This window comes from Allobosea sp. 67-29 (genome assembly GCF_001898115.1).
Taxonomy (GTDB): domain Bacteria; phylum Pseudomonadota; class Alphaproteobacteria; order Rhizobiales; family Beijerinckiaceae; genus Allobosea.
Genome location: NZ_MKSQ01000026.1, coordinates 477,551 through 502,826 on the forward strand (window position 1 = coordinate 477,551; position 25,276 = coordinate 502,826).

General features: G+C 68.5%; 29 protein-coding genes. 20 read left to right on the forward strand and 9 right to left on the reverse strand.

What is annotated here, in order from left to right; genetic code table 11:
• Window positions 1-141: 141 nt before the first annotated feature.
• The 3 genes from phnE (BGO20_RS21270) to BGO20_RS21280 all read left to right on the forward strand — a co-directional run bounded on the left by phnE (BGO20_RS21270) (window position 142) and on the right by BGO20_RS21280 (window position 2,145).
• Window positions 142-1,020, forward strand: coding sequence for a phosphonate ABC transporter, permease protein PhnE (gene phnE / locus BGO20_RS21270; protein WP_291659461.1), 879 nt, complete (start codon window positions 142-144; stop codon window positions 1,018-1,020).
• A complete protein-coding gene (phnE, locus tag BGO20_RS21275) occupies window positions 1,020-1,874 on the forward strand; it encodes a phosphonate ABC transporter, permease protein PhnE (RefSeq protein WP_291659462.1) in 855 nt (284 codons plus the stop codon). Before phnE (BGO20_RS21270) ends, phnE (BGO20_RS21275) begins: the two co-directional genes overlap by 1 nt.
• Window positions 1,875-1,947: 73 nt before the next feature.
• On the forward strand, window positions 1,948-2,145 hold the full coding sequence (locus BGO20_RS21280; protein WP_291659463.1) for a hypothetical protein: 198 nt from the start codon (window positions 1,948-1,950) through the stop codon (window positions 2,143-2,145).
• A 15-nt stretch (window positions 2,146-2,160) separates the two neighbouring features.
• Here the strand turns inward: BGO20_RS21280 and phnF are convergent, their stop codons facing one another.
• A complete protein-coding gene (gene phnF / locus BGO20_RS21285) occupies window positions 2,161-2,904 on the reverse strand; it encodes a phosphonate metabolism transcriptional regulator PhnF (protein WP_291659464.1) in 744 nt (247 codons plus the stop codon).
• An 88-nt stretch (window positions 2,905-2,992) separates the two neighbouring features.
• Between phnF and phnG the strand changes: the two genes are divergently transcribed.
• The 8 genes from phnG to BGO20_RS21325 are packed head-to-tail and all read left to right on the forward strand — an operon-like array spanning window position 2,993 to window position 9,438.
• Window positions 2,993-3,424 carry a phosphonate C-P lyase system protein PhnG gene (gene phnG, locus BGO20_RS21290; protein WP_291659465.1) on the forward strand — a complete coding sequence of 144 codons (432 nt, stop codon included), beginning with the start codon at window positions 2,993-2,995 and terminating at the stop codon, window positions 3,422-3,424.
• Complete coding sequence (gene phnH, locus BGO20_RS21295) at window positions 3,424-4,026, forward strand: phosphonate C-P lyase system protein PhnH (RefSeq protein WP_291659466.1); 603 nt, start codon at window positions 3,424-3,426, stop codon at window positions 4,024-4,026. The genes phnG and phnH overlap by 1 nt, the downstream gene beginning before the upstream one ends.
• Entirely contained in the window at window positions 4,026-5,138 is a 1,113-nt protein-coding gene (locus tag BGO20_RS21300; protein ID WP_291659467.1) for a carbon-phosphorus lyase complex subunit, read from the forward strand. The genes phnH and BGO20_RS21300 overlap by 1 nt, the downstream gene beginning before the upstream one ends.
• The gene (locus BGO20_RS21305) at window positions 5,135-6,058 is read left to right on the forward strand and encodes an alpha-D-ribose 1-methylphosphonate 5-phosphate C-P-lyase PhnJ (protein ID WP_291659468.1); all 924 of its coding nucleotides are present in this window, start codon (window positions 5,135-5,137) and stop codon (window positions 6,056-6,058) included. Before BGO20_RS21300 ends, BGO20_RS21305 begins: the two co-directional genes overlap by 4 nt.
• Window positions 6,055-6,861: a phosphonate C-P lyase system protein PhnK gene (phnK, locus tag BGO20_RS21310; RefSeq protein WP_291659469.1), complete on the forward strand. Its 807-nt coding sequence runs from the start codon at window positions 6,055-6,057 to the stop codon at window positions 6,859-6,861. The genes BGO20_RS21305 and phnK overlap by 4 nt, the downstream gene beginning before the upstream one ends.
• 47 nt (window positions 6,862-6,908) lie before the next feature.
• On the forward strand, window positions 6,909-7,604 hold the full coding sequence (phnL, locus tag BGO20_RS21315) for a phosphonate C-P lyase system protein PhnL (RefSeq protein WP_291659470.1): 696 nt from the start codon (window positions 6,909-6,911) through the stop codon (window positions 7,602-7,604).
• A 2-nt stretch (window positions 7,605-7,606) separates the two neighbouring features.
• Entirely contained in the window at window positions 7,607-8,746 is a 1,140-nt protein-coding gene (locus BGO20_RS21320) for an alpha-D-ribose 1-methylphosphonate 5-triphosphate diphosphatase (RefSeq protein ID WP_291659471.1), read from the forward strand.
• Window positions 8,743-9,438 (forward strand): DUF1045 domain-containing protein, encoded by a 696-nt coding sequence (locus BGO20_RS21325; protein WP_291659472.1) that lies wholly within the window; start codon window positions 8,743-8,745, stop codon window positions 9,436-9,438. Before BGO20_RS21320 ends, BGO20_RS21325 begins: the two co-directional genes overlap by 4 nt.
• Here BGO20_RS21325 and phnN read toward each other — a convergent pair.
• Complete coding sequence (phnN, locus tag BGO20_RS21330; protein ID WP_291659473.1) at window positions 9,435-10,034, reverse strand: phosphonate metabolism protein/1,5-bisphosphokinase (PRPP-forming) PhnN; 600 nt, start codon at window positions 10,032-10,034, stop codon at window positions 9,435-9,437. The genes BGO20_RS21325 and phnN overlap by 4 nt on opposite strands.
• Here phnN and BGO20_RS21335 point away from each other — a divergent pair.
• Window positions 10,033-10,674, forward strand: a complete 642-nt coding sequence (locus BGO20_RS21335; protein WP_291659474.1) for an LbetaH domain-containing protein — start codon at window positions 10,033-10,035, stop codon at window positions 10,672-10,674. The genes phnN and BGO20_RS21335 overlap by 2 nt on opposite strands.
• 170 nt (window positions 10,675-10,844) lie before the next feature.
• The gene (locus tag BGO20_RS21340; RefSeq protein ID WP_291659475.1) at window positions 10,845-12,350 is read left to right on the forward strand and encodes a globin-coupled sensor protein; all 1,506 of its coding nucleotides are present in this window, start codon (window positions 10,845-10,847) and stop codon (window positions 12,348-12,350) included.
• An 87-nt stretch (window positions 12,351-12,437) separates the two neighbouring features.
• Here the strand turns inward: BGO20_RS21340 and BGO20_RS21345 are convergent, their stop codons facing one another.
• The 7 genes from BGO20_RS21345 to rpsU all read right to left on the reverse strand — a co-directional run bounded on the left by BGO20_RS21345 (window position 12,438) and on the right by rpsU (window position 18,113).
• Complete coding sequence (locus BGO20_RS21345; protein ID WP_291659476.1) at window positions 12,438-13,112, reverse strand: class I SAM-dependent methyltransferase; 675 nt, start codon at window positions 13,110-13,112, stop codon at window positions 12,438-12,440.
• Window positions 13,109-14,263 carry a glycosyltransferase family 4 protein gene (locus BGO20_RS21350; protein ID WP_291659477.1) on the reverse strand — a complete coding sequence of 385 codons (1,155 nt, stop codon included), beginning with the start codon at window positions 14,261-14,263 and terminating at the stop codon, window positions 13,109-13,111. The genes BGO20_RS21345 and BGO20_RS21350 overlap by 4 nt, the downstream gene beginning before the upstream one ends.
• A 47-nt stretch (window positions 14,264-14,310) precedes the next feature.
• A complete protein-coding gene (locus BGO20_RS21355) occupies window positions 14,311-15,600 on the reverse strand; it encodes a S8 family serine peptidase (RefSeq protein ID WP_291659478.1) in 1,290 nt (429 codons plus the stop codon).
• A 255-nt stretch (window positions 15,601-15,855) separates the two neighbouring features.
• Window positions 15,856-16,563 (reverse strand): anti-sigma factor family protein, encoded by a 708-nt coding sequence (locus BGO20_RS21360; RefSeq protein ID WP_291659479.1) that lies wholly within the window; start codon window positions 16,561-16,563, stop codon window positions 15,856-15,858.
• A 48-nt stretch (window positions 16,564-16,611) separates the two neighbouring features.
• Window positions 16,612-17,172 carry a sigma-70 family RNA polymerase sigma factor gene (locus tag BGO20_RS21365; RefSeq protein WP_291659480.1) on the reverse strand — a complete coding sequence of 187 codons (561 nt, stop codon included), beginning with the start codon at window positions 17,170-17,172 and terminating at the stop codon, window positions 16,612-16,614.
• A gap of 217 nt (window positions 17,173-17,389) precedes the next feature.
• Complete coding sequence (locus BGO20_RS21370) at window positions 17,390-17,764, reverse strand: DUF6481 family protein (RefSeq protein ID WP_291659481.1); 375 nt, start codon at window positions 17,762-17,764, stop codon at window positions 17,390-17,392.
• A gap of 85 nt (window positions 17,765-17,849) precedes the next feature.
• On the reverse strand, window positions 17,850-18,113 hold the full coding sequence (rpsU, locus tag BGO20_RS21375; RefSeq protein WP_291659482.1) for a 30S ribosomal protein S21: 264 nt from the start codon (window positions 18,111-18,113) through the stop codon (window positions 17,850-17,852).
• A 264-nt stretch (window positions 18,114-18,377) separates the two neighbouring features.
• On the opposite strand from rpsU, the gene proB reads away from it, so the two are divergent.
• The 7 genes from proB to BGO20_RS21410 all read left to right on the forward strand — a co-directional run bounded on the left by proB (window position 18,378) and on the right by BGO20_RS21410 (window position 25,179).
• Window positions 18,378-19,502, forward strand: a complete 1,125-nt coding sequence (gene proB, locus BGO20_RS21380) for a glutamate 5-kinase (protein WP_291659483.1) — start codon at window positions 18,378-18,380, stop codon at window positions 19,500-19,502.
• A 101-nt stretch (window positions 19,503-19,603) separates the two neighbouring features.
• A complete protein-coding gene (locus BGO20_RS21385) occupies window positions 19,604-20,845 on the forward strand; it encodes a glutamate-5-semialdehyde dehydrogenase (protein WP_291659944.1) in 1,242 nt (413 codons plus the stop codon).
• Between the two features lie 31 nt (window positions 20,846-20,876).
• Window positions 20,877-21,488 (forward strand): nicotinate-nucleotide adenylyltransferase, encoded by a 612-nt coding sequence (locus BGO20_RS21390; protein ID WP_291659484.1) that lies wholly within the window; start codon window positions 20,877-20,879, stop codon window positions 21,486-21,488.
• Between the two features lie 81 nt (window positions 21,489-21,569).
• The gene (rsfS, locus tag BGO20_RS21395) at window positions 21,570-21,968 is read left to right on the forward strand and encodes a ribosome silencing factor (RefSeq protein WP_465246067.1); all 399 of its coding nucleotides are present in this window, start codon (window positions 21,570-21,572) and stop codon (window positions 21,966-21,968) included.
• Between the two features lie 6 nt (window positions 21,969-21,974).
• Window positions 21,975-22,454 carry a 23S rRNA (pseudouridine(1915)-N(3))-methyltransferase RlmH gene (rlmH, locus tag BGO20_RS21400; protein WP_291659486.1) on the forward strand — a complete coding sequence of 160 codons (480 nt, stop codon included), beginning with the start codon at window positions 21,975-21,977 and terminating at the stop codon, window positions 22,452-22,454.
• Between the two features lie 14 nt (window positions 22,455-22,468).
• A complete protein-coding gene (locus BGO20_RS21405; protein WP_291659487.1) occupies window positions 22,469-23,809 on the forward strand; it encodes a murein hydrolase activator EnvC family protein in 1,341 nt (446 codons plus the stop codon).
• Entirely contained in the window at window positions 23,809-25,179 is a 1,371-nt protein-coding gene (locus BGO20_RS21410) for a S41 family peptidase (protein WP_291659945.1), read from the forward strand. The genes BGO20_RS21405 and BGO20_RS21410 overlap by 1 nt, the downstream gene beginning before the upstream one ends.
• Window positions 25,180-25,276 lie beyond the last annotated feature (97 nt).

The window sequence follows — 25,276 nt, forward strand, 5'->3', positions numbered from 1 at the left end:
CATTCCACCGCAGCGGCGGCAGGGCCCTCTCTTCTGGGGAGCCGTCGCGCCGCCCGCTCCGGCAACCTGCCGCTCGCCAGCCCTCTCCCGCCGGGAGAGGGCTCACCCCGCGCCCTCGACCGGCCAGGGATGCTACGCTCCATGACCCTTGCGATCGACCGCAACGACCCGGCCGTACGCGCCCATGCCGAAGCCTATCGGCAGGCCGCGGCGACCAAGCGTCGCCAGACGCTGATCGGCCTCGTCGTCTTCCTCGCCTGCGCCTGGCTCGCCGCCATCGGCTCCGAGGTGGATCTCGGCAGGCTCTTCGAGAATATCGCCCGCTTTCCGAACTACATCTGGCAGACCTTGCCGACGTTGCATCTGGCCAGCCTCGGCTCCGACCTCGCCGAATGGTACTGGGGCCTGCATCGCTGGCTCAGGCTGCTGTGGCAGACCATCCTGATCGCTTATGTCGGCACGGTGCTGGGCGCCGTCGGCGCCTTCGTGTTCTGCTTCGCGGCCGCAGCCAACCTCGGCCGCTCCGCCTGGCTGCGCTTCTGCGTGCGCCGCTTCCTCGAGTTCTGCCGCACGGTTCCCGAGATCGTCTTCGCCCTGATCTTCGTCATCGCTTTCGGCCTCGGCCCCCTGCCCGGCGTTCTGGCGATCGCGATCCACACCATGGGCGCCCTCGGCAAGCTCTTTTCCGAAGTTGTCGAGAACATCGACCTGAGGCCGGTGGACGGCATCACCGCGACGGGTGCGAGCTGGTGGCAGGTGGTGCGCTTCGCCGTGGTGCCGCAGGTGCTGTCCAACTTCGCGAGCTATGCCCTGCTGCGCTTCGAGATCAATGTCCGCGGCGCCTCGATCATGGGCTTCGTCGGCGCCGGCGGCATCGGCCAGGACCTGATCGAGGCCATCCGCAAATTCTACTACACCGATGTCAGCGCCATCATGCTGCTGGTCATCCTCGCCGTGATGCTGATCGACCTCGGCACGGAGCGCCTGCGCCACGCCCTTCTCAGCCGGGAGCAGCGCTGATGACCTTCGCCATCTCCGCCGAAGAGCGCGGCGCGATTCTCGCGCGCCATGGCGATGCCATTCGCGGCTCGGCCCGCCGCCGCCTCACGACCATCGCGACCATCGCAGCCGTCGCCGGCCTTTTCGTCTACGGGCTGACCACGCTCGAGACCTCGCTCTGGCGCATCCTCGCGGGCCTCGGCAACCTCGGCTCCTTCGTGGTGCTGATGCTGCCGCCGAACCCGGGCTCCTGGGCGCGCGCGCTGATCTTCGTCAAGGCGTTGTTCGAGACCGTCGCCATCGCCTTCATGGGAACGGTGCTGGCTGCGACGCTGGCATTGCCGCTCGGCTTTCTCGCCGCGCGAAACGTCGTCGCCAATCGCATCGTGCACTTCCTCGCACGCCGTTCGCTGGACATGGTGCGCGGCGTCGATGCCCTGATCTGGGCGCTGATCTGGATCAACGTCGTCGGCCTGGGTCCCTTCGCCGGCATGCTGGCGATCATGACCAGCGACCTCGGTTCCTTCGGCAAGCTCTATTCCGAAGCGATCGAGGCTGCCGACCGCAAGCCGGTCGAGGGCGTCGCCTCCGTCGGCGGCGGCAGGGCTCATGAGATCCGCTTCGGCCTGCTGCCGCAGGTCCTACCGGTGATCGCCAGCCAGGTTCTCTATTTCATCGAATCGAACACGCGCTCCTCGACGATCATCGGCATTGTCGGCGCCGGCGGCATCGGGCTCTACCTGTCCGAGACGATCCGCACGCTCGAATGGCAGCAGACCTCGTTCCTGATCCTGCTGATCCTGGTCGCCGTCTCGGCCATCGACTTCCTGTCGAACAAGCTGCGCTTCGCCATCATCGGCAAGCGCGCGATCTGAGCGAGCCGCCGTCGACTCGACTTGAGGATACCGTAAGGTCATCATGGCGCTGGTCCCAGCCCGGAGCAGCGCCATGAGACGGGTCTTTGCAGTTGCCGTATCCGCCGCCCTCCTCCTTCTCCTGCCGTCGGCGGCATCCGCCAAGCGCGAGGCGAACGACCCACGCCGCCTCTGTCGCGAAGCCATCCAGAAGGCGAATGGGCTCGGCAAGGACGCCAAGGTCTCGCGAAAGGATCTCGACCGCTGCGTCGCCAATGGCGGAAGGCTCTGAACGGAGCGCTGCCGCTCAGCCGGTCGTCAGATCGACGACCATCTCCACGCGCTCACCGGCGAAGACGCTGCTGACAAGGTGGACCGGCGTCCGGTCTATCAGCGCATCGACAGCCCAGGACACCATGACCGGCCCCCGAGGCTCGATGCCGAGCAGCTCGGCCTCCGCCTCGTCCGCAAGCCGCGCCGTCAGCCGCGTCGACAGGCGCACGTAATCCGTAATGCCGTAGCTCTTGAACGCAGCGGTGATTGAGCCCGCCGCCTCGCGATAGGCCCTGTCGAAATCCGGGAAGCGAGCGACCGAGAGCCAATGCGTTCCGGTGCCCATCGGCACGCCGTCGGCCAGGCTCACGCCCCGCACGTGCCAGAGCGGCGTCCCGGTCGTCAGTTTGAGCGCCGCACAGGCCGCCGCCTCGCCGACGACCGTCTCGGCCGAGAGCATGCGGCTCGTCCCGGTGATCCCGAGCTTGCCCATATTGCTGCGCATGCTCACCCGCCGGCCGATCGGGTAAGGCAGGCGCGGCGCCGTGACCTGCGTGCCGCGGCCGCGTGCGACCGTCACCAGCCCCTGATCGGCCAGATGCCGGAAGGCCTGCCGCACCGTGTGGCGATGCACGCCGTAGCGCTCGGCCAGCGCGACCGAGGCCGGCAGCGTGTCGCCGAGCTTGTACTCGCCGCGCCCGATCGCCTCCGCCAGTTCGTCGGCGATGCGCCGCCAGGCCGTTCCGCCGTCACGTTCCGCCAGCGCGGTGTCCGTCATCGAATTGTCGCTCAAAAAGTATAGACCTTTGCCATCAACTTCCCTAGTATAGTCTAGACATTCGGAACTGACCAGCGAGCCCGCGCCGATGACACAGAAAACCCCGAGGCAAAGCTGGATGGCGACGCTGGCGCGCGCCTCCCGCAGCGAGATCGAAACCCTGCTCGGCGTTCCGCCGGACCATGACCTGCTCAAGGCGCCGGAGACCGGCACGGTGATGGTCGAGGGTAGGGCCGGTGGCGCCGGCCGCCGCTTCAACCTCGGCGAAGCCACCGTGACGCGCTGCGTGGTCCGTCTCGCCAATGGGCGAATGGGCTTCTCCTACGCGCTCGGCCGCGACGGCCGGAAGGCGCGGCTCGCCGCCCTGCTCGACGCCCGCCTCCAGGACGAGGCCGAAGGCAGCGGCCTGCATCAAGGCATCGCCACCCTCGCCGCCCGGCAGGCCGCCGCACGCGACCTCGCCTCGCGCAAGGCCGCCGCGACCAAGGTCGATTTCTTCACGCTGGTCCGGGGGTCGTGATGTCGGATGAAACCATGATCGCTCCCGGCTTCTCCGATCCGGTCTTCCAGTCGCAGGCCGCCTTTCGCGCCCTGCTCACCGCCCTTTCCGAGCCCGGCACCTTGCAGCAAGTCGCGGGCGAAGTCCCGCCGCCGGAAGGTTTGACGGCCGCGACGGCCACCGCCCTGCTGACGCTCGCCGATTACGAGACCCCGGTCTGGCTGCCGGAAGCCCTGCGCAGCGGCCCGGCCGGCGCCTGGCTGCGCTTCCATTGCGGCGCGACGGTCGTCGACAAGCCCGCCGAGGCAGCCTTCGCCGTCATCGACGGCATGGCGGATGAACCGAAGCTCTCGGCCTTCAATCTCGGCACGGACCAGTTCCCGGATCGCTCGACCACCGTGATCGTGCAGATCGCGGGCCTGGAAGGCGGCCCCGCCCTCACCCTCGCCGGCCCCGGCATTCCCGGTTCGCGCAACATCGCGCCGCTGGGCTTGCGCCCCGGCTTTACCGATGAACTGCGCGAGAATGGCGCGCTCTACCCGCTCGGCGTCGATGTCCTGCTCGCGCATGGCGAGGGCCTGATCGGCCTGCCGCGCTCGACGCAAGTTGAGGAAGCCCGCTAATGTATGTCGCAGTGAAGGGCGGCGAGGCCGCCATCCTCGCCACGCATGATCTCGTCGCCGAGGCCCGCCGCGGCGATCCGGCCGTGCCGGAAATCTCGGTCGCCCAGATCCGCGAGCAGCAGGCTTTGGCCTGCGCCCGCGTGATGAACGAGGGCTCGCTCTACGATCAGGACCTCGCCGCGCTCGCGCTGAAGCAGTCGCAGGGCGACGTGATCGAGGCCGCCTTCCTGATGCGCGCCTATCGCACGACGCTGCCGCGCTTCGGCTCCTCCGAGCCGCTCGATACAGCTGCGATGGCGATCCGCCGCCGCGTCTCCGCCACCTACAAGGATCTGCCCGGCGGACAGGTGCTCGGCCCGACCTATGACTACACCCATCGTCTCTTCGACTTCGCGCTGATGGACGAAGGCGGCGAGGCCGCGCCCCGCAAGGCACCCGCCCCGCTCGACGCGACCATGCCCCGCGTTCCCGACATTCTCGGCGCCGAGGGCCTGATGGAAGCCGAAGAGCCGCCGGAGGGCGATCCGCGCCCCTTCGACCTGACGCGCGACCCCGTCTCCTTCCCGGCCGATCGCGACGTGCGCCTGCAATCGATGGCGCGCGGCGACGAGGGCTTCCTGCTAGGCCTCGGCTATTCCGTGCAGCGCGGCTTCGGCGGCTCGCATCCCTTCGTCGGCGAGGTCCGCGTCGGCGAGGTCGCCGTCGAATTCGTACCGGAGGAGCTCGGTTTCGCGGTCGATCTCGGCGAGGTCACCCTGACCGAATGCCAGATGGTCAACCAGTTCCAGGGCTCGAAGGACGTCCCGCCGCAATTCACCCGCGGCTACGGTCTCGTCTTCGGCCATAGCGAGCGCAAGGCGATGTCGATGTCGCTGGTCGACCGTGCCTTGAAATCCCGCGATTTCGGAGAGGCGACGAACTACCCGGCGCAGCAGGACGAATTCGTTCTCTACCACGCCGACAATGTCGAGGCGGCCGGCTTCGTCGAGCATCTCAAGCTGCCGCACTATGTCGATTTCCAGGGCGAGCTCGAACTGATCCGCCGCATTCGCCGGGAGCGCGAGGAGCGGCTGGCTCGCGAACAGGATACCATGCCGGAGGCTGCGGAATGACGGTTCATCAGATGCCGGCGGACAATACAAAGCCGGCTTACAACTACGCCTATCTCGACGAGCAGACCAAGCGGATGATCCGCCGGGCCCTGCTCAAGGCCGTCGCGGTTCCCGGCTATCAGGTGCCATTCGGCTCCCGTGAAATGCCGCTGGCGCGGGGCTGGGGCACGGGCGGCATCCAGATCACCGCCGCGCTCATTGGTCCGGCCGACACGCTCAAGGTGATCGACCAGGGCGCCGACGACACCACCAACGCCGTCTCGATCCGCAAGTTCTTCGAGCGCACGGCCGATGCCCGCACCAGCGAGGCGACGGAAGAGGCAACGATCATTCAGACACGCCACCGCATCCCGGAGGCGCCGCTGAAGAGCGGACAGGTCATGGTCTATCAGGTGCCGATGCCGGAGCCGCTGCGCAAGCTCGAGCCGCGCGAGGCCGAGACCCGCAAGATGCACGCCTGGGCGGAATACGGGCTGATGCAGGTCAAGCTCTACGAGAGCATCGCCCGCTTCGGCGAGGTGACGACGACCTATGACTACCCGGTCATGGTCAACGGCCGCTACGTGATGTCCCCCTCGCCCATTCCGAAATTCGACAATCCGAAGATGCATATGTCGCCCGCGCTCCAGCTCTTCGGCGCCGGCCGCGAGAAGCGCATCTATGCGCTGCCGCCCTATACCAGCGTGAAGAGCCTCGATTTCGAGGATCATCCCTTCCGCATCCAGAGCTGGACCCAGCCCTGCGGTTTATGTGGCGCGGGCGACTCCTATCTCGACGAGGTCGTGATCGACGACCAGGGCGGGCGCATGTTCGTCTGCTCGGACAGCCATTATTGCGAGACCCGCCGGGCGGAAGGCCATCGCGGCACGATGCTGGGCGATGCGGCCGCGAGCGGCCTGGTCGAGGAGACCACCCCATGACCCTGCATGTCGCAGCAGCCGAGCTTGCGCTCGAACCCGCCCCTCTTCTCTCCGTCGACGGCGTGAGCCGCTTCTATGGCGAGCGCATCGGCTGCGCCGATGTCTCCTTCGATCTCTGGCCGGGCGAGGTGCTCGGCATCGTCGGCGAATCCGGCTCGGGCAAGTCGACCCTGCTGCGCTGCCTTGCCGGCATCGACAAACCCGACGCGGGCGAGGTGCTGTTCCGTGGCGGCACGGAGCCGCTCGACATCTACTCGGTGTCCGAGCAGGAGCGCCGCCGCCTGATGCGCACGGCCTGGGGCATCGTCCACCAGAACCCGCGCGACGGCCTGCGCATGGACGTGACCGCCGGCGGCAATGTCGGCGAACGCCTGATGGATCGCGGCGACCGGCATTACGGCCAGATCCGCGAGCGCGCCCTCGACTGGCTCCAGCGCGTCGAGATCGCCGGCGCCCGCATCGACGACCGGCCGCGCCAGTTCTCCGGCGGCATGCAGCAGCGCCTGCAGATCGCTCGCGTGCTGGTCTCGGAGCCCCGCCTCGTCTTCATGGACGAGCCGACCGGCGGCCTCGACGTTTCCGTGCAGGCCCGCCTGCTCGACCTGCTGCGCGTGCTGGTGCGCGATCTCGGCCTCGCCGCGATCATCGTCACGCATGACCTTGCGGTAGCGCGGCTCCTGACCGACCGCCTGATGGTGATGAAGGACGGACGCGTGGTCGAGCAGGGCCTGACCGACCAGGTGCTGGACGATCCGCACCACGCCTATACGCAGCTTCTCACCTCGGCGGTGCTGAGCGTGTGATCTCGCGTCACACCCTCGTCACCTCGCCGGCACAAGGCACTGACCCCATGACCACGATGATTCAGGTCGAGAACGTCGCCAAGACCTTCACCCTGCACAATCAGGGCGGAGCGCGTTTGCCCGTCTTCGACAACGTCAATTTCCATGTCGAGGCCGGCGAGGCGCTGGTGCTGGCCGGCGCGTCCGGTGCCGGCAAGTCGAGCCTGCTGCGTATCCTCTACGGCAATTACAGGCCCACGAGCGGCGCGATCCGCATCACCCATGCCGGCCGCCCCGTCGATATCGTTGCCGCCGTCCCGCGCACCGTGCTCGACATCCGCCGCCGCACGCTCGGCTTCGTCTCGCAGTTCCTGCGCGTGATCCCGCGCGTCTCGACGCTCGACATCGTCCGCGACCCGCTGCTGGCGCGCGGCGCCACGCCGGAAACCGCGACCGAGCGCGCCAAGGCCATGCTCGCCCGGCTCAACCTGCCGGAGCGGCTCTGGAATCTCGCGCCCGCCACCTTCTCCGGCGGCGAGCAGCAGCGCGTCAACATCGCCCGCTCCTTCGTCGATCCCTCGGCGATCATGCTGATCGACGAGCCGACCGCCTCGCTCGACGCCGCCAATCGCGACGTCGTCGTCGAGCTCATTGCCGAGGCGCGCGCCGCCGGCTCTGCGATCGTCGGCATTTTCCATGACGAAGCGGTTCGCGAACGCGTCGCGACGCGCTATCTCGACATCACCGCTTTCCGGAAGGCCTGACGATGCAAACCGTTCTCACCAATGCCAAGCTCATCCTCGAGAACGAGGTCGTCACCGGCACCATCGCCTTCGACGCGAACGGCATCACCGCAGTCGATCAAGGCAAGTCGTCCCTGCCCGGCGCGATCGATGTCGGCGGCGACTATGTCGCGCCCGGCCTCGTCGAGATGCACACCGACAACATGGAAAAGCATTTCATGCCGCGCCCGAAGGTCTTCTGGCCGAACGGGCTGGCGGCGGCGCTGGTCCATGACGCGCAGATGGCGGCCGCCGGCGTCACCACGGTCTATGACGCGGTCTGCGCCGGCACGCCCTTCTCGGCCAAGGACTATCGCAAGGACATCTTCGCCGACGTGATGAAGTCGCTGGCCTATGGCAAGAGCGAGAACGTCTTCCGCATCGACCACCGCATCCACATGCGCTGCGAACTGACGAGTCCGGGCCTGCTCGAAGACATCGCCCCCTATCAGGACGACGAACTGGTTCAGCTGGTCTCGCTGATGGACCATACGCCGGGCCAACGCCAGTGGCGCAACCTCGAGCACCTCAAGACCTACGCCGTCGGCAACGGCAAGACCGTCGAGGAGTTCGAGGAGGATGTGGTGATGCGCCAACGCGAAGGCGCCGCCAATGTCGCCAAGAATTGGCAGGCCGTGGTCGACATCTTCCGCACGCGCGGCATCCCGCTCGCCACCCATGACGACACGATCCCCGAGCATGTCGAGGAAGGCGTCGCCTCGGGCGCGGTGATCTCGGAATTCCCGACCACGGTCGAGGCCGCGGCCGCCGCCAAGCAGGCCGGCCTCGCGACCGTGGCGGGGGCGCCGAACGTCGTGCGCGGCGGCTCGCATTCCGGTGGTGTCTCGGTCTCCGAGCTCGCCGAGAAGGGCCTGCTCGACGGCCTCTCCTCGGATTACGTCCCGGCGAGCCTGCTGCAGGCGGTGGTCAAGCTCAATGCCGACCACGGCATCGCGCTGCCCGAAGCCATGGGCATGGTCACCTGGAAGGTCGCGGATATCCTCGGCCTCCAGGACCGCGGCCATCTCAAGACCGGCCTGCGCGCCGATCTCGTTCGCTTCAAGGTGCTCGGCGCAACGCCGGTGCTCTCCGCCGTGTGGTCGCAGGGCGAGCGCGCATTTTGAGCAAGCCGCGCTACGCCGTCTATTACGCCCCCGCCACTGAGAGCGCCCTCTGGCGCTTCGGCTGCTCCGTGTTGGGCTATGACGCGCTGACGGGCGAGGATATCCCTTTTGCTGTGCCGCCCGGCTGCGACCGCGCGACCTGGCCGGCACTGACCGAGGAGCCGCGTCGCTACGGCTTCCACGCCACGCTGAAAGCGCCCTTCGAGCTTGCCGACGGCCGCAGCGAGGAGCAGTTGCGCGCCTTCGCCCGCAACTATGCGGCTGGGCTGGAAGGCGTCGCATTGGCGGGCTTGAGCGTGACGGCGCTCGGCTCCTTCATCGCCTTGACGCCGTCCGAGCCGAGCGACGCCCTGCAGCGCCTCGCCTTCGCCCTGGTCCAGGCCTTCGAGCCCTTCCGCGCGCCGCTCGCCCAAGCCGATCGCGCGCGGCGGCTGAAGAGCCCGCTCACGCCGGCGCAGCACGCCTATCTCGAAGCCTATGGCTACCCTTACGTGGGCGACGCCTTCCGCTTTCACATGACCTTGACCGGCGCACTGCCCGCCGATCGCATGGCAGGCGTCAGGCAGGGGCTCGAAACCGCCTATGCCGAGGCCTTCCCGGCCGGGCCAGTCGGGCTCGATCGCTTCGCGCTGTTCAAGCAGGAGGGGCGCGCCGGCCGCTTCCGGCTGCTCGATTCCTATCCCTTCGGTTAGGAGCCATGTCGCCCGAGCGCGCGCAGCGCGGCAAGCAGCTCTTGGGCAGCCTCGGCGACGCTCCGGTCGTTCATGATCGTGATGATCTCGGCTCGCTCGGCCGTCAACGGCGCCTCGCGCCTGAGGCGGGCTGCGATATCGGCCGCGCTCTCGCGCCCGCGCGCAGCCAGCCGCTGCGCCAGCACCGGGACGGGGGCGGTGATGTTGAGCACGATAACGCGCTCCGCCAGCCGCTCGGCCGCGGCGATGACGGCGCGCGAGACGTTGACGATGACCACCGCGCCCTCGTCGACGCCGGAAAGCTCCGCCGCCGGGATGCCGTAGCTCAACCCATGCGCCCGCCAGCTCAGCGCGAATTCGCCGCGCGCCTCGGCGCCGTGGAAGGCAGCCTCGTCACAGGAATCATGGTCCTCGGAGCCGGCCATGGCCGGACGGGTGATCAGGCGGCGCGCGAAGCGGAAGCGCGGATCGCCGGCAAGCCCGGCTCGACCCGCATCCATCAGGGTGTCCTTCCCGGCTCCGGAAGGCCCGACCACGAGGACGAGCGCGCCCGCTGCTGAAACCGGGGCCGCAAGATCAGGAGGATGCAAGGACATGGCTGGCAAGAAACTCGGACTGGAACCGGTGATCGACCCGACGGCCAAGGTCAGCAAGGCCACGCTCGGACGCTACACCGAGATCGGCGCCCGTACCGCCTTCGTCGAGTCGACCTTAGGCGACTACTCTTATGTCGTGAACGACGCGAATGTCATTTACACGACGATCGGCAAATTCTGCTCGATCGCGGCGATGACGCGGATCAACCCTGGCAACCATCCGATGCAGCGGGCGAGCCAGTCGCATTTCAGCTACCGCTCCTCCGCCTATTTCGACGATGCCGAGGATGACGCCGCCTTCTTCGACTGGCGCCGCGCCCATGCCGTCACCATCGGCCACGATGTCTGGATCGGCCATGGTGCGATCGTGCTCGCCGGCCGCAGCATCGGCACCGGCGCGGTGGTGGCCGGGGGCGCCGTGGTCACCAAGGACGTACCGGCCTACACCATCGTCGCCGGCAATCCGGCGCGCCCGATTCGGCGGCGCTTTCCGGAGGATATCGCGGATAGGTTGCAGAAGCTCGCCTGGTGGGACTGGGAGCACGAGAGGCTCCGCGAGGCCCTGAACGACTTCCGCAACCTGTCGGTCGAGGATTTTCTCGACCGTCACGAGGCAGATCGACCGGCATACGGGCTGTAACGGCTCTCGCGGCAGGACCGAAATGAGCCTTGTCTCGGGCGTACTATAGTACGATCACGGCATGTGGAAATTGATCCAGATCAAGACACACCCTCATAGGTTGTTAATCTTGTTCTGGCATGGTCGAGGTCTGAGCGGCCGGAGGCTGCCGCTCGTTGGGGACCTTCTCGATGTCGGCATTGGATCATCTCGCTAAACGACTTGCCTTCATGCAGCTTGGGCCGGAGGCTCAGGCACACATCCGCAGCGCCGGCGAGGCATTGGGCAAATCGATTCCCGACGCGCTCGATGCCTTCTATGCGCAGCTTCGCGCCTTTCCCGAGACGAAGGCCTTCTTCAGCAGCGAGCAGCATGTCGAGGCAGCCAAGCAGCGTCAGGCCAGGCACTGGAGCGGCATTGCCACCGGCCAATTCGACGAGACCTATGTCGGCGCCGTCACCCAGGTCGGCAAGGTCCATGCCCGCATCGGCCTGGAGCCACGCTGGTACATCGGCGGCTACGCTCTGATCCTCGAGAAGCTGCTCGCCGGCGTGCTCGAGGCGCGCTGGCCGAAGAATGCTCTGGGCAGGCGCATGCCCGGCGCCGCCGAGCGGTCGGCCGAGATCGGCGCCATCGTCAAGGCCGCCCTGCTCGACATGGACTATGCCATCACGGTCTATCTGGAAGCATCGGAGGAAGCCCGGCTCAAGATGGAGGCCGAGGTCCGCGCCGTCGAGCAGGCGCAGGCGGCCGACCGCGACAAGGCGATCGCCTGCGTCAGCGAGAGCATGGCGGCGCTGGCGGACGGCGACCTGACCCATCGCATGAGCGCCGACATCCCGGCCGAGTACGCCCAGATCCGTGATCATTTCAATGCGGCGGCGGAACGGCTGCAGCAGATGGCGAGCACGATCAAGACGACCTCCGCCTCGATCGCCGCCTCTTCCCAGGAAATCAACAGCGGCGCGCAGGACTTGTCGATGCGCACCGAGCAGCAGGCTTCCGCCCTCGAGGAGAGCGCAGCGACGACCGAGCAGCTCGCGGCCTCGGTCAAGACGTCCTCGCAGGCCTCGCGTGAATCCGTGGCGCTGGCCGACGAGGCCGCCCACGTCGCCCGCACCGGCGGCGACATCGTCCGGGATGCCGTGGAGGCGATGGCGCGGATCGAGGGCGCCTCGAAGCGCATCTCGGAGATTACCGACGTGATCGACGGCATCGCCTTCCAGACGAATCTGCTGGCCCTCAATGCCGCGGTCGAGGCCGCGCGGGCCGGGGATGCCGGGCGCGGTTTCGCTGTCGTCGCCGCCGAGGTGCGCGCGCTCGCCCAGCGCTCGGCCGATGCCGCCAAGGACATCACCGGCCTGATCGCCTCCTCGGATACGGAGGTGGCCGATGGGGTCAAGCTTGTCCGGCAGGCGGGCGAGACGCTGGACCGGATCGTCGCGGCCTCGGCCCGGGTCTCGAGCCGGGTGGAGGAGATCGCCGCCGCATCGGGCGAGCAGGCCAACGGGATCGACGAGATGAGCCAGACGGTCAGCCATATGGATGAGATGACGCAGCAGAACGCCGCTCTCGCCGAGGAAAGTGCGGCCTCCGCGCGCACGCTCCTCGACCAGATCGAGCAGCTCAACCGCCTCGTGTCCGCCTTCCGCACCGAGGCCGGAACCGGCAGCGCTGATCGCCGCCGCGCAGCCTAGATCATCGGACGCGCTAACGGCGATCTATCGCATCGCCGGGGCATCGCGCTCTTCCGAAAAGCGATTTCCACTTTTCGGTCCGATGCTCTAGCGGGACGCCCGACCGTCGAGCCGCCAGACCGAACTGCGCTTGATCTCCGCATCCTCGAGGGCGCGCGTCACCGGCACTTCGTAGGTGGCGACGGCTTCGAGCCTGTCCTTCGGCAGGTAGCTGCGGCCCGGATCGCCGATCAGGACCGTCGCCCCGCGCTGCGCCAAGGCGCCGAGCCAGTCGATCACGGTGCTGGCCATGGTGCGTTCGTAGCAGACGTCGCCGGCGCAGATCACCTCCCAGCCGGCGTCGCAGCCGACCAGATCGGCCAGCCGCGCCGTCACCGCGACGCCGTTGGCCTGCGCGTTGAGACCGATCGCGGTCGCGGCGAAGGCATCGATGTCGCAGGCCTCGACGGAGACCGCGCCGGCCTTCATCGCCGCGATCGCGACGAGCCCGGAGCCCGAGGCGAAATCGAGCACGCGTCGGCCGGCGACGGCATGCGGATGGTCGAGCAGGTAGCGGGCCAGCGCCTGCCCGCCCGCCCAGGCAAAAGCCCAGAACGGCGGCGGCAGGCCGATGACCGCGAGTTCGTCCTCGGTCTTCTGCCAAAGCTCCGTCGCCTCTTCCGCAACATGCAGAGCGATCTCGGGCGCATGCGGCACCGGCAGCAGCCGCGTATGCTCCCTGATGAATGCCGCGCGATCCGGCTCGTTCGCCAGCGCGCTCATGCCGTCACATCCGTTGCAGGCTCATCCAGCAGGCTGCGATAGAGCGCCTTCACCGCGTTCATCACATCGCGTTCGGTATGGCCGTCGAGCAGGCGCGCGCGCGCGTTCGCGCCCATCCGCTCGGCCAGGCCCGGCGCCCGCGCGAAGACCAGCAGCGCCTTGGCCAGCGCAGCCGCATCCTCGGAGGGCACGACCATGCCGTCCTGTCCTTCGCGCACGAAACTGCGACAGCCCGGCACATCGGTGGTCAGGATCGGTCGGCCACAGGCGGCAGCTTCCAGGATGGTGCGCGGCAGTCCCTCACCGCCGCGCGATGGCAGGATGCACAGGTGATGCGCCTTCCAGACGCCCTCGATATCGCGCGTCGGGCCGGCCCAGCTGATGCCGGGCCGCGCTGCCCATTCCTTCAACGTGGCTTCGGGAATGGCCTTGGGATTGGACGGGTCCGGCGCGCCGTGGATTGTCAGCGTGACGTTGGCGCCGCCGGCCCGCGCCAGCCTGACCGCCTCGACGGCAAGATCGACACCCTTCGACCACAGCATCCGCGCCACCAGCGCGACCTTGAACGGCGGTGCCGCGGGCATCGGTTCCGGCATCAGGATCAGCGGGTCGACGCCGGCACCGCCGACGATCGCGACCTTGCCGGCATCCTGCGGGTCCAAGCCCAGGGTGACGGGATCATCCGGGTTCTCGAACAGGAAACGCACCTGCTTTCCGTCGATCGCGCCGCGCAGCCAGGCCACCGCGGCGAAGCGCGCCAGCGCCGCGAGCATCCCTTGCCTGGCACCGAGGAAGCCAAGGCCAGTGAGCGCATAGACGCGCCGTTCGATGCCGGCGAGCTTGCCGGCGAGTCCGGCCAGGGCAATCGGCTTCAGCGCGATACAATGCAGGATGGCGGGCTTCTCTGCGGCAATGATCCGCCGCAGCGCCTGGATCTGGTGGAACAGCGCACGCGGGTCGAGGCTGCGACGCTCGGCCTCAAGCGCGATCAGCCGCGCGCCGGTCGCCTCGATGACACGGCGATGGCTGCGCTCACGGGCGATGACCGCGACATCGAGGCCCATCTCGCGTGCCGCCCGCGCCATCGGCAGGAAATGCGAGGCGAAGAACCAGTCCTCGGTGGCGACGAACAGCAGTTTCGGGCGCGGCATCGCGTCATCAGGCCGATGCGGCGGCGAAGGTCAAGAGCGCAGGCGCCTCAGGGCTGCGCAGTCGCGACAGGCAGCACCCGCGCAACCGCTGCCTGAGCATCGACGCGGCCGGCGCCGAAGAGCGGGTCGCGCCCCTTCGCTCCAAGATCGACGGCACTCTCCGCCAGGAACTTGCGCGCACCCGCGAGGTCGAGATCGGGCTGTTTCTCGGCCAGCAGCGCGATCAGCCCGGTCACATGCGCGGCGGCGATCGAGGTGCCGGAAGTGAAGGCGTAGCGGCCGCCTGGCTCCGCCGTCAGGACATCGACGCCCGGCGCAGCCACGGCGACATAGGCTCCGCGATTGGCCTCGGGAAACAGCTGATCCTCGGCATCGGTCGCGGTCACCGCGATGACGTTCGGATCGGCTCCCGGATAGAGCGGTGGCGATTTCGGACCGCCATTGCCCGCAGCGGCCACGACGATCACCCCGCGTTCCCTGGCACCGACCAGCGCCTTCGAGAGCAGCCTATCCTGCGGGCCGGCGAAGCTCAGATTGACGACCTTGGCGCGCTGCTGCACCACCCAGTCGAGCGCCGTCATGATCTGGAACGACTTGCCGTTGGCCGAGGCCGACTGCGGGCCGCCGAAAGCACGGCCGACCAGGATGCGCACGGCCGGCGCCATGCCCTCCAGCTCGCCATGGGCCGCGATCGCAGCCGCCATCGATGTACCGTGAGCATGCGGCGTCGCCAGCCCATCGACGGCGTCGAGATAGCCGATGACCGAGCCACGCAGCTCGGGATGCTCCATATCGACGCCGGAATCGATCAGCGCGACGCGCACGCCCCGGCCCTGGGCCAGCTTGTGGGCCTCGGGCAGATGCAGCTTCGCGACGACGTATTGCGGCGGCAGCACGCGGCGTGTCGTCACCGGGGCGCGGGCGGCCGGCGTCGGGTCGGACAGCCGCAGCGTCGGCAGCGTCGACTGGCTGCGCGCGTCGGAGGAGGCGGTGCTGGGCCCGGTGGCGCTGCCGGAGGGCTGGGCGGCCTGCTGCTGCAGGTCGAACAGGAAATTGGGCTGGGCACCGGCGATGCTGTCATCGTCCCCCATCTGCGTCAGCACGGCCCGCAGGTCGCGCCCCGCCTCGAGCTTCGCCCGGATGATGGTGACGCCCGCAAGCTCGAAGCGCTGCCGGGCGATCACTGTCGCACCGTAGCGCCGCAACACCGTGTCGGCATCGGCGTTGGGCGCGAGCTCGAACAGGACCTCGTCGGGGACGAAGCGGGTCTCGTCGGGAGCGGGCACGACGGCGCGCGCCTGTCGCGGTTGCATCCAGGCGCCGGGCGGCACACGCATCGAGCGTTGCAGGCCGTTTGCAGGCGCTGGCTGCCCACCGGGGTTGGTGATGCGTCGGGAAGGGCCGCCCGAATGCTCGGCACCAGACTGGGCCCAAGCCAGGCCGGGCGCCAGGACGAAGCCGAAAGCGACAAGACCTGCCCCGGCGAGACAGCGCAGGCGCGGCGGACAAATCCGGGCAAGGCTCGGGAGCATGGCCTGATCCTCCTGCGTCGCGCGATTATGCCACGGAGGTCGCCGGCCGCGCCAGGGTCGTCACGGCGAAGCCGCGACGAAGCTGACGATGCCGGTTTCAGCTTTCATCCGCGCCGCGATGGCATCGACCTCGGCGGTGGAGAGCGAGGCATCGCCGACCCGCACCTTGAAGAAACCGTTGGCGCGCGGCCCGTCAACCACCGAGGCATCGAAACGCTTGAAGAAGGAGGCGATCTCCCCCGCCCGGGCTTCCGGCGCGAAGCTCAGCAGCACATAGCGCTCCGAGGCGCGCGTGCCGGGTGCGGAAGCCGTCTGGTAGCCACCACCGGCATCGCGCAACGCAAGGCCGGTGAGCGCGGCGCCCTGCAGCACGATCAGCGCCAGCGCGAAGGCGCCGGCATAGGCGAGACGCCGCGGCGACTGCGCCGCCAGCAAGCCGCCGAGCCAGCCCAGGAAACCGCCGGCGAGACCGTTGTTCAGGTCCCCCCTGGCGCGGGCCAGCAGCGGCATCTGTCGCGGCTGCGCCTCGATCCCCGCCATCAGCCTGTCCAGCACCCGCGGCGACGGCGCCCCGAGATGCTCGTTGAGCAGCACCGTCTCGGCCATGTCGTCGCGGATGATCTCGAGCCGGGCGGCAAGCTCGGCATCGGAGGCGAGCGCCGCCTCGATGCGCGCCCGGTCCGCCTCGGCAATGCGGCCGTTGGCGTAGAAGGGCAGCAGCTCCTCGAGCTCGCGGCGCTTCGGATCGCTGGCGATGCTGTCGGTCATGACGCCACTCCTGCAGCGGCCGGGCCGCGCTTCACCACTGGTTTCGTTTCACGGCCAGCCGCGGTCGATACCGGCGGCCTTGAGCATCTCGCCCAGCTTCTTGCGGGCGTGGAACAGCCGGGTCTTGACGGTGTTCTCGGGGATTCCGACGATCCGTGCGACCTCCTCGACGGAGGTCTCGTGGTAGTAGACCAGGTCGATGACCTCGCGATGCTCGGCCGAGAGGCGTCCGAGGCAGGCGCGGATGGCGCGACCCTTGTCCTGCTTCTGCAGCACGACCTCCGGTCCATCCGATTCATCTTCGATGCTGGAGGCGTAATCCTCGTCCAGCTCGGCATCGCGGCGCTTGCGCAGCAGCGACCAGGCCTTGTTCCGGGCGATGGCGAGCAGCCAGGTCGCGACCGAGGCGCGAGCCTCGAAACGGTCCGCCTGTCGCCAGAGATCCATGAACACGTCACTGATCACATCCTCGGCAAGCGTCTCGTCGCGGACGAGCCGCAGCACGAAACGGTAGACCCGCACCTGGTGCCGCGAAAACAGCACCTTCATCGCGAGCCGGTCGCCCGAGGCGATCCGTTTGACGAGATCCTCGTCCGATTCCGTATGCATTGCCCCTCGAAGGCCAGGCATTCCGGCTCGCACCCATTCGTCGCGGCGAGCAGGAGAAAGGTTCAAACGGCGCGCACATTAATCTGCACGGCCGGATTTGCCGATAGCATGCGGAACGATTTCGGTCACGTTTCGGCCATGATTGCCGACGGACCGGAGGGAGCCTTCGCAAAAGGGAAAGCAGAAACGAAAAGGGGCGCCGTGGCGCCCCAGATCATCAGCGGCGTTTGCCGGCCGATCGCAGCTGCATGTATTGCACCGCTTCCAGCAGCACCTTGCGGGGGCGCTCCGCATCGCGCTTGGCCTGCTCCGCCTTGCGGGCAGCCTCGCGAGCGAGCTCTTCCTGGCGCTTCTCTTCCGCGATGCGCTCGCGCTCGATCGCCTCCAGCCGCTCCTTCTCGGCGCGGATCTTGGCCTTTTCCGCCTCGCGCTCGGCACGCGCCTGCGCGATGGCTTCCCGCTCCGCGCGTCGCTGCACCATGACCGGGTCATCGGCCTTGGGCCGTGCCTGGAAACGCTCGAGGAGCGCCTGCTTGGCTTTGGCGGAGTTGGCCTGACGGTCGGTGAAGCTGCGGTCGCTCGGGTTCTTCAAGGGTGGTCATCTCTCAGGTTGTTACAGGCCATTTGGCGGCCTGCGCGGGCGAAATAATCCAGATCGCGGCGAATTGGTATCGAAATCAACGCGCAGGCGCTGTGCTTCCAGCGCGCGACGGGCGAGCTTTCGGACGTGGCGCAGGGGCCAACCCCTCGCGCCGCGCCTGCTTGAGCGCGGCCTTGCGGGCGCGGCGCACCGCATCGGCCTTTTCGCGGACGCGCCGCTCGGAGGGCTTCTCATAAGCCCTGCGGCGCTTCATCTCGCGCATAACTCCTTCGCGTTGCAGCTTTTTCTTCAGCACGCGCAGCGCCTGATCGACATTGTTGTCTCTGACGAGAACTTGCATGGCGGCCTCCTGACCCGGGGGAACGCGCGGCGACGCCGCGCGAAGCAGCGGGCACGGGGCGGTCCGGAGTGACGGAAAAGTCGCAGGGCGCGCGAAAACGCAGCGGGTGCGACCGGAACGGTCCCGGATATGGGTACAACACCCCGCCATGTCAAATCCGGACAGTCCCGATGCGTCTTTCGGGGAGCCGTCATTGCGGCGTCGCGCTTTACAAGCGCGCCGTTTTCCCCAACAGGCAAGGGCTTCGCAACCGGTTCCCATGCTGTGAACACGCCCACGCTCTCCCAGTTCCGCCGCATCGTCGTGAAGGTCGGCTCCAGTCTGCTGGTCGATCGCGAACGCGGCCGCCTGCGCCATGCCTGGCTGGCCGCACTCGCCGAGGATCTCGCCGAGTTGCACCAGCGCGGCGCCGACATCCTCGTCGTCTCCTCCGGCGCGATCGCGCTCGGGCGGACCGTGCTCGGCCTGCCCTCCGGCCCGCTGCGTCTGGAGGAGAGCCAGGCCGCGGCCGCCGTCGGCCAGATCGCGCTCGCCCGCAACTGGGCCGAGGCGCTGGGCGCCCACGGTCTCACGGCCGGCCAGATCCTGCTGACGCTGGCCGACACCGAGCAGCGCCGCCGCTATCTCAACGCGCGCGCGACGCTGGGGCGCCTGCTCGATCTGCGCGCCGTCCCGGTCATCAACGAGAACGACACCGTCGCCACAACCGAGATCCGCTATGGCGACAACGACCGCCTCGCCGCCCGCGTCGCGACCATGGCCGGCGCCGATTTGCTCGTGCTCTTCTCCGACATCGACGGACTTTATACCGCCCCGCCCGCGAAGGACCCGCAGGCGCGGCACATCCCGGTGGTCGAGCGCATCACACCCGAGATCGATGCCATGGCTGGCGGCGCGGCCTCCGAATTGTCGCGCGGGGGCATGCGCACCAAGATCGAGGCCGGCAAGATCGCGATCGCCGGCGGCACGCATATGCTGATCGCCGACGGGCGGGCCAAGAATCCGCTCGCCGCCATCGCGGCCGGCGGGCGCTGCACCTGGTTCCTCACCGCCTCGACGCCCGCGACGGCGCGCAAGACCTGGATCGCCGGCTCGTTGGAGCAGCGCGGCACGCTGCATGTCGATGCCGGCGCGGCACGGGCGCTGCGCGGGGGCGCCAGCCTGCTGCCCGTCGGCGTCGCCCGCATCGAGGGCGAGTTCTCGCGGGGCGATGCCGTCCTGATCCGCGACCCCGATGGACAGGTGCTCGGCCGCGGCCTTGTCGCCTATGATGCCGCCGAGGCGGCGCTGGTGCTCGGCAAGGCCTCGCGCGACATCGAGGCCGTGCTCGGCTATCCCGGCCGGGCCGAGATGATCCACCGGGACGACATGGCGCTCGGTCTGAGCTAGGTTCGGGGCCGAACGCGGATTTTGGGCGTAACAGGATGACGAGCGACAGCGCGCTGCGCATCATCGCGACGAACGGAGCCGACCGGAACGTCGGCGCCGTTATGCGGGAAATCGGCAAGCGGGCCCGCGCCGCTGCGCGCAAGGTCGCGCTCGCTCCGGCCGAGCAGCGCAACGCCGCCCTGCTCGCCATGGCAGAGGCCCTGCGCGCCCGCACATCCCGGATCCTCGCGGCCAATGCTCAAGACCTCGCCGACGGCAAGGCCGCCGGCCTGAGCGTATCCTTCATCGACCGCCTCGCTCTCGACGACACGCGCCTCGCCGCCATCGCCGACGCCGTCGCCGAGGTCGCCGAGTTGCCCGACCCGCTCGGACGCGTGCTGGCGGAATGGACCAGGCCGAACGGCCTGCGCTTCGAGCGTGTCGCGACACCGCTCGGCGTCATCGCCGTGATCTTCGAGAGCCGCCCGAACGTCACCGCCGATGCAGGTGCGCTCTGCCTGAAGAGCGGCAATGCCGCGATCCTGCGGGCCGGTTCCGATTCCTTCCGCTCCTCGACCGAGATCGCCGCCGCGATGCGCGAAGGACTGGAAGCAGCTGGCCTACCTGCCGACGCGATCCAGCTTGTGCCGACGCGCGACCGGGCCGCGGTGGGCGAAATCCTCGCCGGGCTCGGCGGCACCGTCGATGTCGTCGTGCCGCGCGGCGGCAAGAGCCTCGTCGCCCGCGTCCAGAGCGAGGCGCGTGTGCCGGTCTTCGCCCATCTCGACGGCAACTGCCATGTCTATGTCGATGCGAAGGCCGATCTCGCCATGGCGCGCGAGATCCTGCTCAACGCCAAATTGCGCCGCACCGGCGTCTGCGGCGCGGCCGAGACGCTGCTGGTCGACGAGGCCTGCGCCGCGACGCATCTCGCCCCGCTCGTCGGCGCCCTGCTCGAGGCCGGCTGCGCCGTGCGCGGCGACGAGGCGGTGCAAGCTCTCGATGCCCGCGTCACCGCCGCGACGGCAGAAGACTGGGCGACCGAGTATCTCGACCGGATCATCGCGGTGAAGACCGTGCCCGGCCTCGACGCCGCGATCGACCATATCGAGCGCTACGGCTCGCATCATACCGACGCCATCGTCACCGCCGACGAGGCCGCGGCCGCGCGCTTCCTCACCGAGGTCGATTCCGCCATCGTCATCCACAACGCCTCGACCCAGTTCGCCGACGGCGGCGAATTCGGCTTCGGGGCCGAGATCGGCATCGCGACCGGCCGGATGCATGCGCGCGGGCCCGTCGGCGTCGAGCAGCTCTGCTCGTTCAAATACCGCGTCCACGGCGCCGGCCAGACAAGGCCCTGAGCGGATCCCGGCCCTGAGCGAGATCCGAACCATGGCGAACGAGCATCTGCGCCTGCCGCCCCACGCGCCGGGCCTGTGCATTGGCCTGTTCGGCGGCAGCTTCAATCCCGCCCATGACGGACATCGCCTGGCGAGCCTGACGGCATTGCGCCGGCTCCAGCTCGACCGGGTCTGGTGGCTGGTGACGCCCGGCAACCCGCTCAAGGACAATTCCCGGCTGCCGCCGCTGGCCGAGCGCATCCGCCACGCACGCGGCGTCGCCGGCTCGGCCCGCATCCATGTCACCGGCATCGAGGCGAGGTTGCGCACCCGCTACACCGCCGACACGCTGCGCGCGCTGCAGCGCCGCTGCCCTGGCGTCCGCTTCGTCTGGATCATGGGGTCCGACAATCTCGCGAGCTTCCACCGCTGGAACGAATGGCGCGCCATCGCCCGGATGATGCCGATCGCGATCATCGACCGGCCGGGCTCGACGCACAGCGCCATGGCGTCGCCTGCCGCCAACTGGCTCTCGCGCTGGCGCGTCCCGGAGAACCGGGCGGCCACGCTCGCCCGGACACAGCCCCCCGCCTGGGTCTTCCTGCACGGCAGGCGCTCGCCGTTGTCCTCGACAATGCTGCGCGAACAGGCCGGCCGCGATTGAATTCCGGGCCTTTCCGGCTTATTTTGACTGCGTCGCGCGCAAGGCGCGCCTGATCGAGAGGATACGTCACTGAACCGTCAAATCCTTGGTGAAGCAGAGCCGAAGCCGCTTCCCCAGGCTGCTATCGCGGACAATCCCTCTGCCGATAGCATCGCCCTCGCGCTGCGTGTCCTGGACGACATGAAGGCCGAGGATGTCACGGTGATCGACCTCGTGGGCAAGACCTCGCTGGCCGATGCGATGATCATCGCGTCGGGCCGCGTCAACCGCCACGTCGCCTCGATTGCCGAAACCCTGATCGAGGCCCTGAAGAATGCCGGGCTGCCCGCGCCGAAGGTCGAGGGCATGCCGGCTTGCGACTGGGTGTTGATCGATACGGGCGACATCATCATCCACATCTTCCGGCCGGAAGTGCGCGATTTCTACAATCTCGAGAAGATGTGGGGCGCCGACCGACCGAACGAGCGCCTCGTCGGCTGACGAGGCGTGCGGCTCGCGGTCATCGCCGTCGGCCGGCTCAAGGACGGGCCGGAACGTGAGCTGTGCGAGCGCTACCGCGAGCGCGCCCTGGCGCTTGGCCGGAGCATCGGTTTCAGCGGCCCCGAGATCGCGGAATTGGCCGAGAGCCGCGGCCGGCGGCCCGAGGAGCGCAAGCGCGACGAGGGCGAAGCCATCCTTGGCAAGATCCAGCCCGGGCTGATCGTCGCGCTCGACGAGCGCGGCCGCAATCTCGGCAGCGAGGCCTTCGCCCAGCGCCTCGCCTCCGCGCGTGACGCCGGCACCGCTCATGCCAACTTCCTGATCGGCGGGGCGGACGGGCTGGGCGAAGCTGTGCGCGACCGTGCCGACATCACGCTCGCCTTCGGCGCGCTGACATTGCCGCATCAGCTTGTGCGCGCCCTCGTCCTGGAACAGATCTACCGGGCGATGACGATCGTCGCCGGCCACCCTTATCATCGGGTATGAATCACGCTCTGCTGATGATTCGCACCACGCTCTCCGGTCTGGGCCTCGCCGCCGCCTTGTTTTTCAGCACGGCTTCCGTCGCCATCGCCCAGACGGCCCCGGATCCCGATGCCTTGCAGCGCGAGGCCCAGCAGAAGCTCGCCGAGAAGCAGGCGCGCGAGGCGGAGCTGAAGGCGATCGAGCAGCGGCTCGCCGGGAACAGGGAGGCGCGCGAAAAGCTCGAGGGCGAGATCGCGGCGATCCGCGCCGACCGTGCCGCCCTCAACAAGGCGCTGCTGGACACGACCGCCCGCACCCAGGCCGGCGAGCAGAAGCTCGGCGAGCTGGAAAAGCGGCTGGCGCTGCTGCAATCCAGCGAAGCGGCCATCCGCCGCTCTCTCGACAGCCGGCGCAGCCTGATCGCCGAGGTGCTGGCGGCGCTGCAGCGTATCGGCCGCCGCCCGCCGCCCGCCGTGCTGGTGCGGCCCGAGGACATCCTCGATGCCGTCCGGGCATCGATGCTGCTCGGCGCGGTCGTCCCGGATCTGCGCCAGGAGGTCGAAATCCTGGGCACCGACCTCGCCGAGCTGGTGCGATTGCGAAACGGCATCGCGGCCGAAAAGACCAATATCGGTGCCGAGATGGAGCAGCTTGCGGCCGAGCGGCAGCGCCTCGCCGCGCTGGTCGAGGCGCGGCGCGAGCGCGAGGCGGCCGCCGCCAAGGATGTCGAGGCGCAGAAGGCGCTGGGCGACCAGCTTGCCGGCCGGGCGCGTTCGATGCGGGATTTCGTCGAGAAGATCGAAAAGGAGATCTCCGTCGCCAACAAGGCCGCCGACGCCGCCCGCCAGGCGATCGAGCAGGAGACCCGCGAGCAGCGCGAGCGCATGACGGCGCTGGCCTTCAAGGACCCGGCGCGGCTGGCGCCGAAAATCGCCTTCGCCGACGCCAGGGGGCTGCTCTCGCTGCCCGTCGCTGGTTCACGATTGCGTGGCTTCGGCGATCCGGACGGCGCCGGCGGCACGACGCGCGGAATTTCACTGGAAACCCGTCCGGGCGCCCTAGTTTCGGCGCCTTCTGACGCTTGGGTGGTATACGCGGGTCCGTTCCGTTCCTTCGGGCAACTCTTGATCCTGAATGCCGGCGGCGGATACTACATATTGCTGGCCGGAATGCAGCGGATCGACGTCGCGCTCAACCAGTTCGTCCTCGCCGGCGAACCGGTTGCAGTCATGGGCGAAACGTCGGAAGCTGCCGCGACGACTGTCGGAGTAGGAACCGGACAACCGGTTCTGTATATAGAATTCAGGAAAGACGGCGTCTCGGTCGACCCGGGCCCGTGGTGGACGAAATCGCAAGGCGAAAAGGTTCGCGGATGATGCGCAAGGTTTCTCTCGTTCTCGCCGGCGCCATCATGGGCGCGGGCCTGACCGGACTGGCTACCCAGACTCAGTTGCTGAGCTCGACCAGCGCGGTCGCCGCTTCGGCCGAGGTCTACCGCAGCCTGAACCTGTTCGGTGATATCTTCGAGAAGATCCGCACCGACTATGTCGACAAGCCCGACGAGCAGAAGCTGATCGAGGCCGCCATCAACGGCATGGTCTCCTCGCTCGACCCGCATTCCTCCTATCTCGACGCCAAGTCCTTCCGCGAGATGGACACCGACATGCGCGGCCAGTTCGGCGGGCTCGGCATCGAGGTGACGATGGAGAACGGCGTTCTCAAGGTCGCCAAGCCGATCAAGGATACGCCCGCCTCAAAGGCCGGCATCCTGGCCAACGACATCATCCGCCAGATCGACGGGCAGGAGGTCAAGGGCCTCTCCCTCACCCAGGCGGTGGACAAGATGCGCGGCCTGATCAACACCCAGGTGACGCTCAAGATCGAACGCCCCGGCAAGACCGATCCGCTCGACTTCACCCTGACCCGCCAGACCATCGTCGTCCCCGCGGTCGAGGACCGCGTCGAGGGCGACATCGGCTATATCCGCATCGGCACCTTCTCCGAGCAGACCTATGACGGCCTGCGCAAGGCGATCGAGAAGACCACGAGCGAAATCGGCGCCGACAAGATCAAGGGCTACGTCATCGACCTCCGCAACAACCGCGGCGGGCGTCTCGACCAGTCGGTGCTGGTTTCCGACGCCTTCCTCGAGCGCGGCAAGATCGTCTCGACCCGCGGCCGCAACGCCGAGGAGACCCAGGTCTTCAACGCGAAGTCCGGCGACCTGACCAAGGGCAAGCCCGTGGTGGTGCTGATCAACGGCTCGACGGCCTCGGCCGCCGAGATCGTCTCGGGCGCGCTGCAGGATCACAAGCGCGCCACGATCATCGGCACGCGCTCCTTCGGCAAGGGCTCGGTCCAGACAGTGATTCCGCTCGGCTCGAACGGCGGCCTGCGCCTGACCACGGCCCGCTACTACACTCCCTCCGGCAACTCGATCCAGGCCAGGGGCATCACCCCGGACATCGAGGTCCAGCAGGACATTCCGCCCGAGCTGAAGGACAAGATCGTCGACAACAAGGGCGAAGCCGCTCTCAAGGGCCACCTCAAGGCCGGCGAGGGCGAGGAGCAGTCCGGCTCGAGCTCCTATGTCCCGAACGACCCGAAGAAGGACACGCAGTTGATCGCCGCGATCGACCTGCTGCACGGGGTTAAAAAGGATGCGACCGCCGCCGCGCCCAAGCCGGCGGAAGCGCCAGCCCCTGCCCCGGCGGCACCGGCCGCCCCCGAGGCACCGAAGCCCTGATCCCTGCGGCTCCGGGTAAGCTCGGGGCTCGACGGCGGGCAGCCGAGACGACAAGACTAGCGCGCGGGCCGCTGATTCGGGTCCGCGTCGCAACTTT